The organism is Tahibacter sp., from assembly GCF_032229445.1.
Lineage (GTDB): Bacteria > Pseudomonadota > Gammaproteobacteria > Xanthomonadales > Rhodanobacteraceae > Tahibacter.
The window spans coordinates 1-14431 of the sequence record NZ_JAVTWC010000080.1 but is presented as its reverse complement, the minus strand read 5'-3'; the positions used below and the strand labels follow the sequence as shown (position 1 = coordinate 14431).

The window sequence follows — 14431 nt, the reverse complement described above, 5'->3', positions numbered from 1 at the left end:
CGCGCACTGTTTTCTCGCTCCTCTCGCCTCTTTCGCGCTAATCGCGGCTGTCGGGTTCGAAGAAACACCAGCGCACGTCGGGGAATTCGGCACGGAACGCCGCCTCGACGCGGTTGATGTCCTCGATCATGTCGCGCGGCGCGAGATAGCGCGCCATCTCGGCCTTGATCGCAACCATCACGTCGGGACCCATCTGCAGGGTCAGCAGGTTGTAGACCTGCTTGACCTCCTCGCGCGCGCCGAGGAACTTCAGCATCGCTGCCTTGGTGCGCGGTTCGACGCCCTGGCCGATCAGCAGCGCCTTGACTTCGACCGCGATGAAGACCGCGATCACGATCAGCAGCACGCCGATGCCGATCGAGCCGATCGCGTCGTACATGGGATTGCCGGTCGCCATGGTCAGCAGCACCGCGATCAGCGCGAACGCGAGGCCGAGCAGCGCGGCCAGATCCTCGCCGAAGATCACGATCAGCTCGCTCTGACGGCTGTCGCGGAACCAACGCCAGAGACTTTGCGAGCCGCGCGCCTTGTTCACTTCGTTCAGGCAGCCCCACATCGACAGCGCCTCGGCGATGATGCCGAATGTCAGCACGCCTACCGCAAGCCAGGCCCATCTCAACGGCTCGGGATGCTGCAGCTTGTGCAGGCCTTCGTAAATCGAAAACATCCCGCCGACGCTGAACAGCATGAGCGCGACGAGGAACGACCAGAAGTAGATCGCCTTGCCGAAGCCCAGCGGAAAGTCGGGCGATGGCGGCGCCTTGGCGCGCTTGAGGCCGAGCAGGAGCAGGCCCTGGTTGCCGCAGTCGGCGAGCGAGTGCACGGCCTCCGCCAGCATCGAACCCGAACCGGTAAGAATCGCGGCCACGAGCTTGGCGACAAAAATCGCGAAGTTCGCAAACAGGGCATAAAAAATCGTCTTTACCGAATCTGCTTTACCCGCCATCTGCGCAATTCCCCTAAGGACGTTGTCAACAAGCTATTGGAGCGTCGTTCCTGCGACACACCAAATTCCCACAAATATATTTCTATCCATAGCAACCAAAAACCGACGCCGCCCTTGGGTCGCACACCAGGCCCGTGTCTCACGGCCACGACAATCGAATGCCGTGTCACCGCTGCGCCGCGCACCCGATCTCCACGACCCCGGCCAACCCCACATGTTGGCCGTCTACCGACGGAACCTGCGGTCCCAGGCAATCATTCTTTGTCCGCTCGATTCACGGGTGCTCCGGAAGCGAAGCCTGCGGCCCTATCGAGGACTTGCGCAACGCTGCCGGCAGCCGACGGAGTCTACCATTCCGCCCACCCCATCCCTGGAGCCAACCGCCATGTCCAATGTCGTCATTCGCAAGAGCACGCCGGTCCTTTTTGTCGACGCCATCGAACCCAGCCTCGCGTTCTGGCGGGACCGCCTGGGCTTCCAGGTCACGGTCGAAGTCCCCCACGGCGACACACTGGGCTTTGCGATCCTCATGAACGAATCGGTGGAGATCATGCTGCAGAGCGCGGCTTCGCTGGAAGCCGACGCTGCGCCCTATGCGCGCGAGTTCGACGGTGATAAGTCCTGGCTGTTCGTCGAGGTCGATGATCTTGCCGTGGTCGAGGCGGCGCTGGACGGCTGTGAGATCGTGCTGGAGCGGCGCACCACCTTCTACGGCGCGCAGGAAACCGGCTACCGCGAACCCGGCGGCCATTTCGTCACGTTCGCGCAGTTCGCCCGCTGAGGGTCAGGCACCCGTCTGGGCGAGCAGGAAGCGTGCCTTCGACGCCAGTTCACTGCGCGGACACTGCTGCGCGATGAGCAGCAGACGCGCGCGCCACTCGGGCGATCCCTCGCGGGCGCGTTGTGCGAGCTGCCAGCACAGTTCGGCGAGGCCCGGCGTGTCGGCCGCGCTCGCGGCCAGCTCGCGCAGCAGCAGTTCGGCATCCGCGTCGGCCCCGATACGCAGCCAGGCGCGCGCGAGCTGCAGCTGCTGCGGCGCTGCCAGCTCGATGCCGGCGGCGTCGAGCTTGCGGTAGTCGTCCAGTACCTGCTTGACCTTGCGCGCCGCAGCCGCATCGGCCAGCGGCAGATCGAGCACGCGCTCCACGGCGCGGCGGGCCGCCGCTGGCTGGTTGGAATAGCGCGCACAACGATACAGCGCGATGCGCACGTCGAGCGATGGCGGGCCTTCCCGGTCCAGCGGTTCAAGCAGCGCCCGCGCAGGCGCGGTTTCGAGTCGCCCCAGATGCTGCAGGGCGCGGTCCAGCGTATCGCCCCGGGCCTTGGCCTGATCGGCCTTCTCGTCTTCGTCGAGGAAATCGCGCCGCTCCCAGCCCAGCGCACGCACGCCGGCGGCAAGCAGCGCACCGCTGACGATGCCGCCGGCATGCGCGTCGAAGCCGACCCCGGCGTCAGCGTTCGCCACCAGGTTGAACAGCTCCCAGCCCAGCCAGAACGGCAGCAGCCACAGCGCCGCGATGCGCGAATAGCCGAACACGACGAAGGCCCACCAGAACACACGCACCTTGCGCAGTCCCCACAGCACGCAATACGCACCCATCAGGCCCGCGATCGCGCCGGAGGCACCGAGCATGCCGCCGACATCGCCCCAGCGGTAGGCCAGCGCCACGAACGCGGCGCCGCAACCGGCGAGCAGGTAGACCGCGAGAAACAGGCTCGCGCCGAGCGCACCCTCGACCAGCAGACCGAGCACGACGAGAAAGATCATGTTGCCAAGCAGATGGCCGAAGTCGCCGTGCAGGAACATCGAACTCAGCACGCGGCCGGGGTCTATCTGCGAATAACGCAGCAGATGACGCTCCTTGAACTGACGCTGCCACAACCGCTCGAATTCGGTGCGCTGCTCCTTCCAACCCGCATGACGCGGGTCCTGCGGCGTGATCAGGATATTGGCGTTGAGCGCCTGCACGAATGCGTCGTCGCTCTGCAGCACCTGCGCGGTGAGGGCGCTCGAATCCTCGTCCAGGTGCTCCAGCAGTGCTTCCCGCCGCGCCTGCGGATGGGCCTGCAGCCACTCGCGGTACAGCGGCAGTTCGATGCGGCCGAGACCCGCTTCGCCGTAGAAAGCCACGGCGCGCGCGTTGGCGGCACCATCGCCCCCCTGCAGGAACAGGAAGACGAACACGTTGACCAGCACCAGCGCCATCGTCGCGAACGGAAAATTCGCCCGGTCAAGCGGGCGGTGCAGCGGCAGAATCAACACGTCTCGAACTCCCCTGAGTGGACGCGATTCTAAAGGCAGTGCGCGATCGCATGCAGTGCGGAGCTGCCGCGGCGCGGCTTGCCATGCGCGGCGGATTCGCCTATTTGTCGCGCTCCCTCCGCAGAACGCTGACTCATGGGACGCTGGCGTCCGCCTCAAGCACATTCCACCGCGCTGATCACGCGCGCCGGGCACGATCGGCTCAAGGTCGAACTCGATCATCTCTGGCGCGAGCGCCGGCCCGAAGTCGTGCGCGCCCTGGCCGCGGCGGCTGCCGAGGGGGACCGCTCGGAGAACGCCGAGTACACGTATCGCAAAAAGCAACTCGGCGAGATCGACCGGCGCGTGCGCTACCTCGGCAAGCGCCTGCAGTCGTTGAAGATCGCGCCCGAGGCGCCGACCGACCGCGATGCGATCTACTTCGGCGCGTGGATCACACTCGAAGATGAGCAGGGCCGCGAACACCGCTACCGCATCGTCGGCCCTGACGAAACCGACGCGCCACTGGGCCTGATCAGCATCGATTCGCCATTGGCGCGCGCTGCGCTGAAGAAACGCATCGACGACGAATTCAGCGCCGAACTGCCCGGCGGCCGCGCAACCTTTGTCGTCGTCGAGGTCAGCTACGGCAACGACGCGTGACGCTGAACAACAGCGGCGGACGGCTGTGTCAGTCGCCCAGCCTCAATGGCGGCGGATAGCGGCGCCCCGTGCGCAGCGGCCGGAAACACTCGGCCGCTGCGTAAAAGCTCGCTTCGTCGTTCGCCCGGTGCCAACCGGGAATACCCGAAACCGGCAGCGCGCGCAGCTCCTGCGGATCGTTGAGCAGCCGGCCGTCGGCGATCGCCGCGGCCAGCGCCGGAATCGCCGCATCGCGTGCGCGGTCGTCGGCCTCGACCACGACCAGCGCCTTGCCGGTGATCAGCTTGTCCGGCACCAGCGCCATCTCGAGCAGCGCGTGGCCGAACACTTCCGCGCGGATCAACCCTTGCGCCCAGGCATCGCGCGCCTCCCAGAACAGCCCGGTCCAGTCGTGCGCATCCCAGCACGTGAGCAGTTGCGCATCGCGCAGCACGACGATGACACCCCCTTCGTCGAAATGGGTCAGCGCGCATTGCGCGCGACTGCGCTGTTTGTCGCCCATGAGTGCGATCTCGGCGACCTGACGCCGATTCAGCGCAGCCTTGAGCAGCGGGTAGCGGCGCCAGACCAGCGCATTGAAGAAATCGTGCCAGTTGTCGGCGCGGGTCGCGATCTGTCCATGCTGGTGGATGCGTGACTCGTAGTGCAGGCCATCCGCGAGCAGCGCCGGCGTCTGCGCGACGAATCGCCACGCTCCGCTCCAGTCGCGATTGAGTTCATCGACGGTCGGAAACTGCATCGCGTCGAGCCAGCCCGAGGCGTCGCGCCACTGCGCCAGCGGCGGCTGCCGCAGCACGTCGCGGCTGAACTCGGCCCGGTCCGGCGCGATGAAACGCATGCGACCCGCGCTCAGCCCGGCAGGCGGGCAAACAGGTCGTGCTGGTCGGCGTGGATCACCTCGACCTCGGCGAATTGGCCGGGGCGCAGCTTCTGCCCATTGTCCACATGTACTACGCCGTCGATCTCGGGCGCGTCGGCGGCAGAGCGCGCGACCGCGCCGTCGGCGTCGACACTGTCGACCAGCACCGTGATGCGCCGGCCGATCTTGCGGTCCAGCCGCTCGGCGCTGATCTCCGCCTGCACTTCCATGAAGCGTTCCAGGCGCTCTTCCTTGACCTCGTCGGCGACCGGATCCGGCAACTCGTTGGCGCGGGCGCCGTCGACCGGCGAATAGGCGAAGGCGCCGACGCGGTCGAGCTGCGCTTCGCGCAGGAAATCCAGCAGCTCCTCGAATTCCTGCTCGGTCTCGCCGGGAAAGCCGACGATAAAGGTCGAGCGGATCGTGAGTTCGGGGCAGATCGCGCGCCATTTCTTGACCCGCGCCAGCACCTTGTCGACGGCGCCAGGGCGTTTCATGAGCTTGAGGATGCGCGGGCTCGCGTGCTGGAACGGGATGTCGAGGTACGGCAGCAGCTGGCCATCGGCCATCAGCGGCACGATCTCGTCGACGTGCGGGTACGGGTAGACATAGTGCAGACGCGTCCAGACCTTCAGTTCCGCCAGCCCCTGGCAGAGCTCGGTCATGCGCGTGCGATAGGACTTGCCACGCCATTCGCGCTCGGCGTACTTCATGTCGACGCCGTAGGCACTGGTGTCCTGCGAGATGACCAGCAGTTCCTTCACGCCACCCTTGACCAGCTTCTCCGCTTCGATCAGCACCTGGTCCACGGGCCGCGACACCAGATCGCCGCGCATCGACGGGATGATGCAGAACGAACAGCGGTGATTGCAGCCTTCGGAAATCTTGAGATAAGCGTAGTGCTTCGGCGTGAGCTTCAGGCCCTGCGGCGGCACGAGGTCGAGGAACGGATCGTGCTTGGGCGGCAGCTGTGCATGCACCGCATTCATGACGCTGGCGTAGTCCTGCGGACCCGAGATCGACAGCACGCCCGGATGCGCCGCGCGGATCACGTCGGCCTTGGCGCCGAGGCAGCCGGTGACGATGACCTTGCCGTTTTCCGCCAGCGCCTCGCCGATGGCGTCGAGCGATTCCTCCACCGCCGCATCGATGAAACCGCAGGTATTGACCACGACGACATCGGCGTCGTCATAGGTTGGCACGATCTCGTAGCCCTCGACGCGCAGCTGGGTCAGGATGCGCTCGGAGTCGACCAGCGCTTTGGGGCAGCCGAGGCTGACGAAGCCGACCTTTGGGTTCTCGCGGGACATGGGGAAGCTCGCTTGAGGCAAGAGCGGGATTGTAAAGCCGAATACCGACGCTGCGTGAGCCTGCCCGGAACCGTGTCTGGGCGTGCAGGCTCCGGACGCGGGCAGTAACGAGGTTTGCCGGTTCGGGGCACCGCTTGTGAAGTTTGTTTACTCCGGTTGACTGTCGGACCGCGTTAGCATAGGGCCACGGTCCGTATGGGGCGGCCCGCCCTTCCAGGACTTCCTCGCGCAATGCCGATCGGCCAGCACCTCAATCCGCGGCGCAAGCGCGCGCTGGGCGTCATTGCAACGGCGCTACTGGTCAGCGGTTTCGGCACGATGGACCCGCTCTACGCCGACGACCTCTCGCCGACCATGGCCGGCCAGCTTGCGGCGTCGGCGCAGAGCATCGCGGTCGGCCTCGAAAACGTCTGGCGCGGCGCCGACAGCCTGATCGGCCCGATGCTGGGCCGGCGCGGCCGGCTGCAGCTGGCCCGCCATGTGGGCCTGCTCGAACAATCCCTGGGCGCGGGCAGGCAGGCGGCCGAAGCCTGGCACGCGGTGGCCACACACGCGGCCGCGCTCGGCGACACCGCCCGCCTGATCGAAGCCCTTGACCGCCGTGTCGCGCTGGCGCTGGCCCGCGGCGACTACGACAGCGCCTCCACGCAGGCCGCCGAACTGCTCAGGCAGGCACGCAGCCACGGGATCGTGCGCGCCCAGGCGGCCGCCGAGGGCTATCTCGGCGTGGTCGCCCGGCGTCGCGGCCAGCTCGATGAGGCGCGCACCCATCAGGAAGCCGCACTGACCCTGCGTCGCAGCCAGAAAGACCGCGTCGGCGAAGCACAGGTCCTCATGAACCTCGGCACCGTGCATCGCGACCTCGGCGATTTTGCCCGCGCGCTGGAGCTGCAGATAGACGCTCTGGAATTGCGTCGCTCGCTCGGCAGCCAGGAAAAGCTCGACCTTTCCTACCGCAACATCGCCCTGCTCTACCGCGAAATCGAAGACACCGAGCAGGCGAAGCTCAACTTCGAAGCCGCGCTCGCGTCGTCGCGCCACAACTACGACCCACAATCCATGGCCGGCGCGCTCGGCAGCTACGCGAGCTTCAGCAACGATATCGGCGACGCGACGGCGGCGCTGACCATGGCGCGGCAGGCGCGCGAGATCGATGCGAGCATCGGCAACCGGCCCTACGTCGGCCTGGAGAATGTGGAGATCGGTCGCGCGCTGATCCGCCTGGGCCGCGACGACGAGGCGGCGGCCGCGCTGACCGAGGCGCTGACCATCGGCCGCGAGCTGAATCACCGCGAGATCACCGGCGGCGCGCTGCTGCACCTGGGGCGCATCGCGCTGCGCGCGGGCAACGAGGCGCTGGCGACCGAACACCTCGACGCAGCGATCCGCGTGCTTGGCGAAGCCGGATTGAAGTCGGCCCTGAGCGAAGCCTTCGCCGCACGCGAGGAGATCGCGATCGCGAGCGGCCAGCTTGCGTCCGCGATCGATTTCGCGCATCGCCGCGCCGCGCTGCGCGAGGAACTGCTGGGCACACGTTCAGGACGACAGCTCGCCGCGCTGAAGTCGCGCTACGAGCGCGCCGACGCCGACCAGCGCATCCGCCTGCTGAGCCTCACCAACGAAGTGCAGAGCCTGCGCCTGGGCCAGCAGGCGCTGTTGCGCAATATCGGCATTGGCGTCGGCGGCGTGCTGCTGCTGATGCTATTGCTGCTGCTGCGGCGCTACCGCGCCACGCGCGCGCTGTACCGCGCGCTGCAGCACAAGAACGCGGAGATCAGCGCGCACGAGGTGCGCCTGGAGGCAGCCAACGCCAAGCTGAGTACGCATGCGGCTGAGCTGTACCAGGCCGCGATCACGGATCCGCTGACCAGCGCCTACAACCGCGGCCACCTCTTGCGCCAGCTCGACGAGAACCTCGCGCACGCGCTGAGCTCGGGACAGGACCTGTCGCTGCTGCTGATCGACTTCGATCATTTCAAGGCCATCAACGACGAGCATGGCCATCTGTTCGGTGACCGCGTGCTCGCCAGCGGTATCCAGATCGTGCGCCAGTGGCTCGAGCCGGGCGATCTGGTCGGCCGCTACGGCGGCGAGGAATTCGTCGTCGTCATGCCCGGCCGCGACGCCGCGACGGCGGCCGTGATCGCCGAACGGCTGCGCGCAAAGGTCGCCCAGGGCCTGGGCAGCATCGGCGAGGCGCGCCGACCGCCGACGATCAGCATCGGCCTGGCGAGCCTGCACGAGAGCGGCTCCAGGACGCTGGAAGACCTGCTCGGCGCGGCCGACGTGGCCGTCTATCGCGCCAAGGCGCAGGGACGCAATCGGGTGGTGCCGTACGCGGCCTGAGGGCAGGAACGAGGGTGGGAGGAGTGAGAAACGAGAGTGGGTTGAGGCAGCGTATCGGCTGCGCCAATGCTCTATGCTTTCGGCGGTTTCCCACTCCCCCCTGATTTCTCACATGCCTCAGTTCATCAGCATCCCCACGCCCGGCTTGCACTGCATCGGCGCCTACCGCGCCGATCCCGCAGGAGCACCACTCGGCGGCATCGTCGTAGTGCAGGAGATCTTCGGCGTCAATGCGCATATCCGCCGCATCGTCGACGGCTACGCCCAAGCGGGTTACGTCGCGATCGCCCCGGCCCTGTTCGACCATGTGGAAAGCGGCGTCGAGCTCGACTACGACGAGGTCGGCGTCGCGCGCGGCCGCGCGCTCGCCGGCGAAGTCGGTTTCGATCGCGCGGTGGAATCCGTCGCGAGCGCCGCCCAGGCCATCGCCTCGGCGGGCCGCATCGGCGTGGTCGGCTACTGCTGGGGTGGCACCGTTGCCTTCCTCAGCGCCACGCGGCTGGGCCTGCCTGCGGTCGTCTACTACGGCGGCCGCAGCGTGCCGTTCCTCCACGAAACGGCGCGCGCACCGCTGCTGTTCCACTTCGGCGAACGCGACCCGATCATCCCGCCGGCGGACGTCTCGCTGCATCGCGAACGGCAGCCACAGGCCGAGTTCCATGTCTATGCGGCCGGACACGGCTTCAACTGCGATGTGCGCGCCGACTACGACCCGGCGTCGGCTGCGCTCGCCCGCGAACGCAGCCTCGCCTTCTTCGCGCGTGAACTCGGCGCCGACGCATGAGTGACCCCGGCGAAGTGCCTTTCTCGCTCGATGCACGCCTGGCCGCCGACGGCCTGGTCGTCGGCGAACTCGGCCTGTCGCGCGTGCTGCTGATGGACGACGGGCGCTTTCCGTGGCTGATTCTCGTACCACGCCAGCCCGGCCTGCGCGAACTCGTCGAACTCGCCCGCGAGCAGCAGCATGCGCTGCTCGACGAGATCAACCGCGTCGCACATGTGCTGCACGCCATCACCAATCCGGACAAGATGAACATTGCCACCTTGGGCAATGTGGTCAGCCAGCTGCACGTGCATGTCATCGCACGACACGTTGGCGATGCGGCCTGGCCGCGGCCGGTCTGGGGCGTGGGTGAACGCCTGCCGTATACCCCGCAGGAGCGCGCGCGCGTGCTCGGCCTGCTGCGCGCCGGTCTGGCGCTGCCGCGCGAGGCATGAGCGAGGACTGCGTCATCGAGCCGCTCGGCGACGCTGCGCTGCTGCTGCATTTCGGCGACGGCATCGATGCGGCGACCAATGCGCGCGTGCACGCGGCTGCGCAGGCAATCGCGGCACGGCAGCTGCCCGGCATCGTCGAACTCGTGCCGGCGTACGCAAGCCTCGCGGTACTGTTCGATGCGGCACAGTGGCCGCACGCACCGGAGACGCCCGCGCAGCGCTGCGCGCAGGCCTTGCGCCAGGTATTGGCGCAGGCACTGCCGTCGCAGCACGACGACACGGCGCTGATCGAGATTCCGGTCTGCTACGGCGGCGATTTCGGTCCCGACCTCGACGCCGCCGCGGCGGGCACAGCGATGGCCGCAGCGGAGTTCGCCGCCGCGCATACCGAACCCGAGTATCGCGTCGCGATGCTCGGGTTCGCGGCCGGCTTTCCGTATCTGCTCGGCCTGGATGCGCGCTTGCACCTGCCGCGCCGCGCCAGCCCGCGCACGCGCGTACCGGCCGGCGCGGTCGCGATCGGCGGCGCGCAGACCGGCATCTATCCGCGCGAGCTGCCGGGCGGCTGGAATCTGATCGGACGCACCCCGCTGACCCTGTTCGATCCTCAGGCCACGCCGCCCAACCGGCTCGCAGCCGGGATGCGCGTGCGCTTCCGCGCGGTGGACGCCGCCACCTTCAGCCAATTGCAGACGGACCGCGCAAACCCATGATCGTGGTGCTGCGCCCGGGCCTGCTCAGCAGCGTGCAGGATCTCGGCCGTCGCGGCCATGCGGCCATCGGCGTCGGCCCTGCCGGCGCGATGGATCCGACGCTGCTGCGGCTCGCAAACTGGCTGGTCGGCAACGCCGACGATGCCGCCGCGATCGAATGCACGCTGAGCGGCCCATGCCTGCGCTTTGACGTGGACGCCTGCATCGCGTGGTGCGGTGACGCCGACGTGCGGCTCGACGGCGCCGCACTGCCGGCGTGGCGCCCGGTGCCGGTCGCGCGCGGCAGCGTGCTCGACGCCGGCGCGCTGCGACGCGGCGCGCGCGCCTATCTTGCGGTCGCCGGCGGCATCGCCGTCGCGCCGGTGCTGGGCAGCCGCAGCGTGGACGTCAACGCGGGACTCGGCCCCTGCGAAGGCCGTGCGCTGCGCGCGGGCGACCGGTTGCCGCTGGCGCACGACGGGGCGCCCCGCTTGCGCCGCGCGCCGGCCTGGTCGATCGCGCCGTGGCCGTGGTTCGATCCGACATCCGAACGCGCCTTGCGCGTGTTGCGCGGCAGCCATCACGGTGCAATGGACCAGCCCTCGCGGGAAGCGCTCACGGCGCAGCGCTTCCGCGTCTCGTCGGAGTCGAATCGCGTCGGTGTGCGCCTGATCGGCCCCATCCTGCGACTGCGCGCACCGCTGGAACTCGTCTCCGCGCCGGTCACCTGGGGCACGCTCCAGTTGCCGCCATCGGGCCAGCCCATCATGCTCGCCGCCGAACACCCGACCACCGGCGGCTACCCGCGCATCGCCCACCTGATCGCCGCGGACCAGTCCCACCTGGCCCAACGCCGGCCCGGCGACAGCGTGGTGCTACAGCTGGTCGAGGCGGAAGAAACCGAACGACTGCGTCAGTGCCGCGAACAGGCGCTGCAGCGGCTGCACGACACATTGAAACAGCGACGGCGGGAGAGCGGATGCGACGCATCGACCTGAATTGCGACCTCGGCGAATCCTTCGGCGCCTGGAGCATGGGCCAGGACGAGGCGGTGCTGGCGGAAGTCAGCTCGGCCAACATCGCCTGCGGCTTCCACGCCGGCGATCCCGACGTCATGCGCCGCACCGTGCGCCTGGCCGCGGCGCACGGCGTGGCCATCGGCGCGCATCCGTCGCTGCCCGACCTGCAGGGCTTCGGCCGACGCGAGATGAGTGTCAGCGCCGACGAAGCGCAGGCACTGGTGCTTTACCAGATTGGCGCATTGTCCGCTTTTGCAAAAAGTTCAGGCGTACGGCTGCAGCACGTCAAACCGCACGGCGCGCTGTACAACATGGCGGCGCGCGACGACGCGCTTGCCTGCGCCATTGCCGCCGCGGTCGCCGAGTTCGACCCAGAGCTGATCCTGGTCGGCCTCGCCGGCAGCGCCCTGTTGCGCGCCGGCCAGACCGCGGGCCTCGCCGTCGCGGCCGAAGCCTTCTGCGACCGGCGCTATCGGCGCGACGGCAGCCTCACGCCACGGCGCGAGCCCGGCGCCGTGATCCATGACATCGAGGAAGCGGTGCAGCAGGGCCTGTCGATCGCCTTGCGCGGGCACGCCGTCGCTGGCGACGGCAGTCCCGTGGCTATCGCCGCCGACACACTGTGCATCCACGGCGACAAGGCCGACGCCGCGGCGTTCGCGCGCCGCCTGCGCGCAGGTCTCGAACAGGCCGGCGTCACGATTGCCGCGCCCGTGGCCGGAGCGCGCGCATGAGCTACTGGCCCCTGCTCGGCGTCGCCGCGGTAGTCGCGGGCTTTGCGCTGCGCCTCAACCCCATGCTCGTCGTGGTCGCGGCGGGCTTCGTCAGCGGCTTCGCCGCTGGCCTGTCGCTACCCGACCAGTTCGCCCTGCTCGGCAAGGCCTTCGTCTCCACGCGTGCGCCGTTGCTGATCGTGCTGACCCTGCCCGTGGTCGGGCTGCTCGAACACGCCGGCCTGCGCAAGCACGCGCAGCGCTGGATCGCCGGGCTCTACTACATGAGCCTGTCGCTGCTGCTGATCTGCTACATGGCTCTGCGCCAGATCCTGGGAGCCTTCGGACTGACTTCCATCGGCGGTCCGGCGCAGACCGTACGTCCGCTGATCGCACCGATGTCCGAGGCCGCAGCGCGCAAGACCGCACCGGATCTCGACGACGAGCAGCGCGAACGCACGCGCGCACTCGCTGCGGCAACCGACAATGTCGGCCTGTTCTTCGGCGAGGACGTCTTCGTCGCGTTCGGCGCGGTGCTGTTGATCCAGACCTTCTACAGCGCCAACGGCATTGAGCTCGCACCGTTCGCGATCGCGCTGTGGGCGATACCGACCGCGTTCGCGGCCTTCATCATCCATGCGCTGCGCATCGTCGTGTTCCAGTACGGCCTCAGGCGCCGCGCGGCGGAGCCGCGCGCATGATCGCGCTGAGCTACGTCTGGTGGCTCGCCTCGCTGGTACTGGCGGCTGCCGCGGTATTCGACTTGCGCGCGCGGCGCTGGGGCAATGCCGCGTTCTGGGCGCTCATCGCCATCGTCTTCGCCGCTGGCGACAGCATCCTCGCCGCGGACAAGGCAGGCAACCGCCTGCCGACCCAGCTCGTCGGCGTGGCTGTCGTTGTCATGGCACTGCTGGCCGGCTCCGGCCTCATGCGCCGTGCGCCCGCAACGGAAACCGACGCGGCGGCGCGCGACGCCTCGGCGCAGCGCCTGGGCCATCGCCTGTTTGGTCCGGCGCTCATGATTCCACTCGTGACGACCGTGCTGTACCTGCTCTCACCCTACCTCGTCGCCGGCGACTGGCGCCTGTTCCCGGCCAGCAACGCGACCGTGCCCGCATTGGCGCTGGGCTGCTGCGTCGCCGTCGTCTTCGCGCTTCGCGTTACGCGTGCGCGGCCGGTCCAGGCGCTGCGCGAATCGAGTCGCCTGCTGGATCAGCTGAGCTGGGCCGTCGTGCTGCCGATGCTGCTCGCCGCGCTCGGCGGTGTATTCGAGAGCACCGGCGTCGGCGCGGCTGTGGCCGGACTGATCGGACAGGTCATCCCGACCGACAGCCGGCTCGCCTGCACCGTCGCCTACGGCCTGGGCATGATCGCGTTCACGATGATCATGGGTAACGCTTTCGCAGCGTTCCCGGTCATGACCGGCGGCATTGCCTTACCGCTGCTGATCCGCCAGCACGGCGGCGATCCGGCCGTGATCGGCGCGCTCGGCATGCTGACCGGCTACTGCGGCACACTGCTGACGCCGATGGCGGCTAACTTCAACATCGTGCCGGCGGTGCTGCTCGAGCTCAAGGACAGCTACGGCGTGATCCGCATGCAAGCCGCGACGGCCGTGCTGCTCGCCGCGACCAACATTGCCTTGATGTACTTCCTGGCCTTCCGATGAAAAGCGATCTTCCGCGCGTGCTGCTGACCGGCTTCGACCCGTTCGGTGGCGAAACCGTCAATCCGTCGTGGGAAGCCGTGCGCCGCCTCGACGCACAGATCGTGCGCAGACACCAGGTCATTGCGCTGCAACTGCCGACCTGTTTCGGGCAGTCGCTGCGCGCCTTGCGCGCCGCGCTCACGCGTCACGCGCCGGTCCTCGTGATCAGCGTCGGCCAGGCCGGCGGCCGTTCGCGCGTTTCGCTGGAACGCGTCGCGATCAACATCGACGACGCACGCATCGCCGACAACGCCGGACGCGAGCCCGTCGACCGCGCCGTCGTACGCGGCGCACCCGCCGCGTATTTCTCGACCCTGCCGATCAAGGCCCAGCTCGCCGCGCTGCAGAAGGCCGGGCTTCCGGCGGAAATCTCCCAGACTGCCGGAACCTTCGTCTGCAACCACGTGTTCTACGGACTCATGCACGCGCTGCGCGACACGCCGCGCGTGCGCGGCGGCTTCGTGCACATCCCGTTCCTGCCCGAACAGGCCGTCGCACACGCGGGCGCACCGAGCCTGAGCCTGGACGTCATCGTCGCGAGCTTGCGCGTCATCGTCGACACCGCGCTCGCGACGCGCCGCGACGCGCGCGTTGCAGCGGGCGCGACGCACTGAACGCCCAATGGGCCGGGTGAAGAGTGATCGCTCAGAACCGGAACCACAGGTTCTGATCACTCTGAACGCCCAACGGGCCGGGTGAAGAGTGATCGCTCAGA

General features: G+C 68.3%; 15 protein-coding genes. 11 read left to right on the top strand and 4 right to left on the bottom strand.

From position 1 onward, the window contains the following. Positions 1-37 precede the first annotated feature (37 nt). On the bottom strand, positions 38-946 hold the full coding sequence (locus RUU78_RS14115) for a cation diffusion facilitator family transporter (RefSeq protein ID WP_313917650.1): 909 nt from the start codon (positions 944-946) through the stop codon (positions 38-40). A 385-nt stretch (positions 947-1331) separates the two neighbouring features. Between RUU78_RS14115 and RUU78_RS14110 the strand changes: the two genes are divergently transcribed. Continuing rightward, positions 1332-1727, top strand: a complete 396-nt coding sequence (locus RUU78_RS14110; RefSeq protein ID WP_313917649.1) for a VOC family protein — start codon at positions 1332-1334, stop codon at positions 1725-1727. A 3-nt stretch (positions 1728-1730) separates the two neighbouring features. On the opposite strand, the gene RUU78_RS14105 is transcribed toward RUU78_RS14110, so the two are convergent. Continuing rightward, positions 1731-3209: a rhomboid family intramembrane serine protease gene (locus tag RUU78_RS14105; RefSeq protein ID WP_313917647.1), complete on the bottom strand. Its 1479-nt coding sequence runs from the start codon at positions 3207-3209 to the stop codon at positions 1731-1733. A 135-nt stretch (positions 3210-3344) separates the two neighbouring features. Here RUU78_RS14105 and greB point away from each other — a divergent pair, with 135 nt between their 5' ends. Continuing rightward, the gene (gene greB, locus RUU78_RS14100; RefSeq protein WP_313917645.1) at positions 3345-3851 is read left to right on the top strand and encodes a transcription elongation factor GreB; all 507 of its coding nucleotides are present in this window, start codon (positions 3345-3347) and stop codon (positions 3849-3851) included. Positions 3852-3879: 28 nt separating this feature from the next. On the opposite strand, the gene RUU78_RS14095 is transcribed toward greB, so the two are convergent. Both RUU78_RS14095 and rimO read right to left on the bottom strand, forming a co-directional pair. Beyond that, the gene (locus tag RUU78_RS14095; protein ID WP_313917643.1) at positions 3880-4689 is read right to left on the bottom strand and encodes a DUF3025 domain-containing protein; all 810 of its coding nucleotides are present in this window, start codon (positions 4687-4689) and stop codon (positions 3880-3882) included. A gap of 11 nt (positions 4690-4700) precedes the next feature. Next, positions 4701-6020 (bottom strand): 30S ribosomal protein S12 methylthiotransferase RimO, encoded by a 1320-nt coding sequence (rimO, locus tag RUU78_RS14090; protein ID WP_313917641.1) that lies wholly within the window; start codon positions 6018-6020, stop codon positions 4701-4703. Between the two features lie 231 nt (positions 6021-6251). Between rimO and RUU78_RS14085 the strand changes: the two genes are divergently transcribed. The 9 genes from RUU78_RS14085 to pcp all read left to right on the top strand — a co-directional run bounded on the left by RUU78_RS14085 (position 6252) and on the right by pcp (position 14330). After that, positions 6252-8366: a tetratricopeptide repeat-containing diguanylate cyclase gene (locus RUU78_RS14085; RefSeq protein ID WP_313917640.1), complete on the top strand. Its 2115-nt coding sequence runs from the start codon at positions 6252-6254 to the stop codon at positions 8364-8366. Between the two features lie 112 nt (positions 8367-8478). Beyond that, a complete protein-coding gene (locus RUU78_RS14080; RefSeq protein ID WP_313917638.1) occupies positions 8479-9150 on the top strand; it encodes a dienelactone hydrolase family protein in 672 nt (223 codons plus the stop codon). Continuing rightward, positions 9147-9584: an HIT family protein gene (locus tag RUU78_RS14075; protein ID WP_313917636.1), complete on the top strand. Its 438-nt coding sequence runs from the start codon at positions 9147-9149 to the stop codon at positions 9582-9584. The genes RUU78_RS14080 and RUU78_RS14075 overlap by 4 nt, the downstream gene beginning before the upstream one ends. After that, a complete protein-coding gene (gene pxpB / locus RUU78_RS14070; RefSeq protein ID WP_313917634.1) occupies positions 9581-10297 on the top strand; it encodes a 5-oxoprolinase subunit PxpB in 717 nt (238 codons plus the stop codon). Before RUU78_RS14075 ends, pxpB begins: the two co-directional genes overlap by 4 nt. Next, a complete protein-coding gene (locus RUU78_RS14065; protein WP_313917632.1) occupies positions 10294-11274 on the top strand; it encodes a biotin-dependent carboxyltransferase family protein in 981 nt (326 codons plus the stop codon). The genes pxpB and RUU78_RS14065 overlap by 4 nt, the downstream gene beginning before the upstream one ends. Then, positions 11256-12029, top strand: coding sequence for a 5-oxoprolinase subunit PxpA (locus RUU78_RS14060; RefSeq protein WP_313917630.1), 774 nt, complete (start codon positions 11256-11258; stop codon positions 12027-12029). Before RUU78_RS14065 ends, RUU78_RS14060 begins: the two co-directional genes overlap by 19 nt. Further along, entirely contained in the window at positions 12026-12709 is a 684-nt protein-coding gene (locus tag RUU78_RS14055; RefSeq protein ID WP_313917628.1) for a DUF969 domain-containing protein, read from the top strand. Before RUU78_RS14060 ends, RUU78_RS14055 begins: the two co-directional genes overlap by 4 nt. Further along, entirely contained in the window at positions 12706-13677 is a 972-nt protein-coding gene (locus tag RUU78_RS14050) for a DUF979 domain-containing protein (RefSeq protein ID WP_313917626.1), read from the top strand. Before RUU78_RS14055 ends, RUU78_RS14050 begins: the two co-directional genes overlap by 4 nt. Beyond that, complete coding sequence (pcp, locus tag RUU78_RS14045) at positions 13674-14330, top strand: pyroglutamyl-peptidase I (protein WP_313917624.1); 657 nt, start codon at positions 13674-13676, stop codon at positions 14328-14330. Before RUU78_RS14050 ends, pcp begins: the two co-directional genes overlap by 4 nt. Positions 14331-14431 lie beyond the last annotated feature (101 nt).

Excerpts from the sequence above, each read along its gene's own strand:
- pxpB (WP_313917634.1), top strand. The coding sequence starts at position 9,581 with ATGAGCGAGGACTGCGTCATCGAGCCGCTCGGCGACGCTGCGCTGCTG.
- rimO (WP_313917641.1), bottom strand. The coding sequence starts at position 6,020 with ATGTCCCGCGAGAACCCAAAGGTCGGCTTCGTCAGCCTCGGCTGCCCC.
- RUU78_RS14065 (WP_313917632.1), top strand. The coding sequence starts at position 10,294 with ATGATCGTGGTGCTGCGCCCGGGCCTGCTCAGCAGCGTGCAGGATCTC.
- RUU78_RS14080 (WP_313917638.1), top strand. The coding sequence starts at position 8,479 with ATGCCTCAGTTCATCAGCATCCCCACGCCCGGCTTGCACTGCATCGGC.
- RUU78_RS14115 (WP_313917650.1), bottom strand. The coding sequence starts at position 946 with ATGGCGGGTAAAGCAGATTCGGTAAAGACGATTTTTTATGCCCTGTTT.
- RUU78_RS14095 (WP_313917643.1), bottom strand. The coding sequence starts at position 4,689 with ATGCGTTTCATCGCGCCGGACCGGGCCGAGTTCAGCCGCGACGTGCTG.
- RUU78_RS14110 (WP_313917649.1), top strand. The coding sequence starts at position 1,332 with ATGTCCAATGTCGTCATTCGCAAGAGCACGCCGGTCCTTTTTGTCGAC.
- RUU78_RS14055 (WP_313917628.1), top strand. The coding sequence starts at position 12,026 with ATGAGCTACTGGCCCCTGCTCGGCGTCGCCGCGGTAGTCGCGGGCTTT.
- RUU78_RS14075 (WP_313917636.1), top strand. The coding sequence starts at position 9,147 with ATGAGTGACCCCGGCGAAGTGCCTTTCTCGCTCGATGCACGCCTGGCC.
- RUU78_RS14085 (WP_313917640.1), top strand. The coding sequence starts at position 6,252 with ATGCCGATCGGCCAGCACCTCAATCCGCGGCGCAAGCGCGCGCTGGGC.
- RUU78_RS14060 (WP_313917630.1), top strand. The coding sequence starts at position 11,256 with ATGCGACGCATCGACCTGAATTGCGACCTCGGCGAATCCTTCGGCGCC.
- RUU78_RS14050 (WP_313917626.1), top strand. The coding sequence starts at position 12,706 with ATGATCGCGCTGAGCTACGTCTGGTGGCTCGCCTCGCTGGTACTGGCG.
- pcp (WP_313917624.1), top strand. The coding sequence starts at position 13,674 with ATGAAAAGCGATCTTCCGCGCGTGCTGCTGACCGGCTTCGACCCGTTC.
- greB (WP_313917645.1), top strand. The coding sequence starts at position 3,345 with ATGGGACGCTGGCGTCCGCCTCAAGCACATTCCACCGCGCTGATCACG.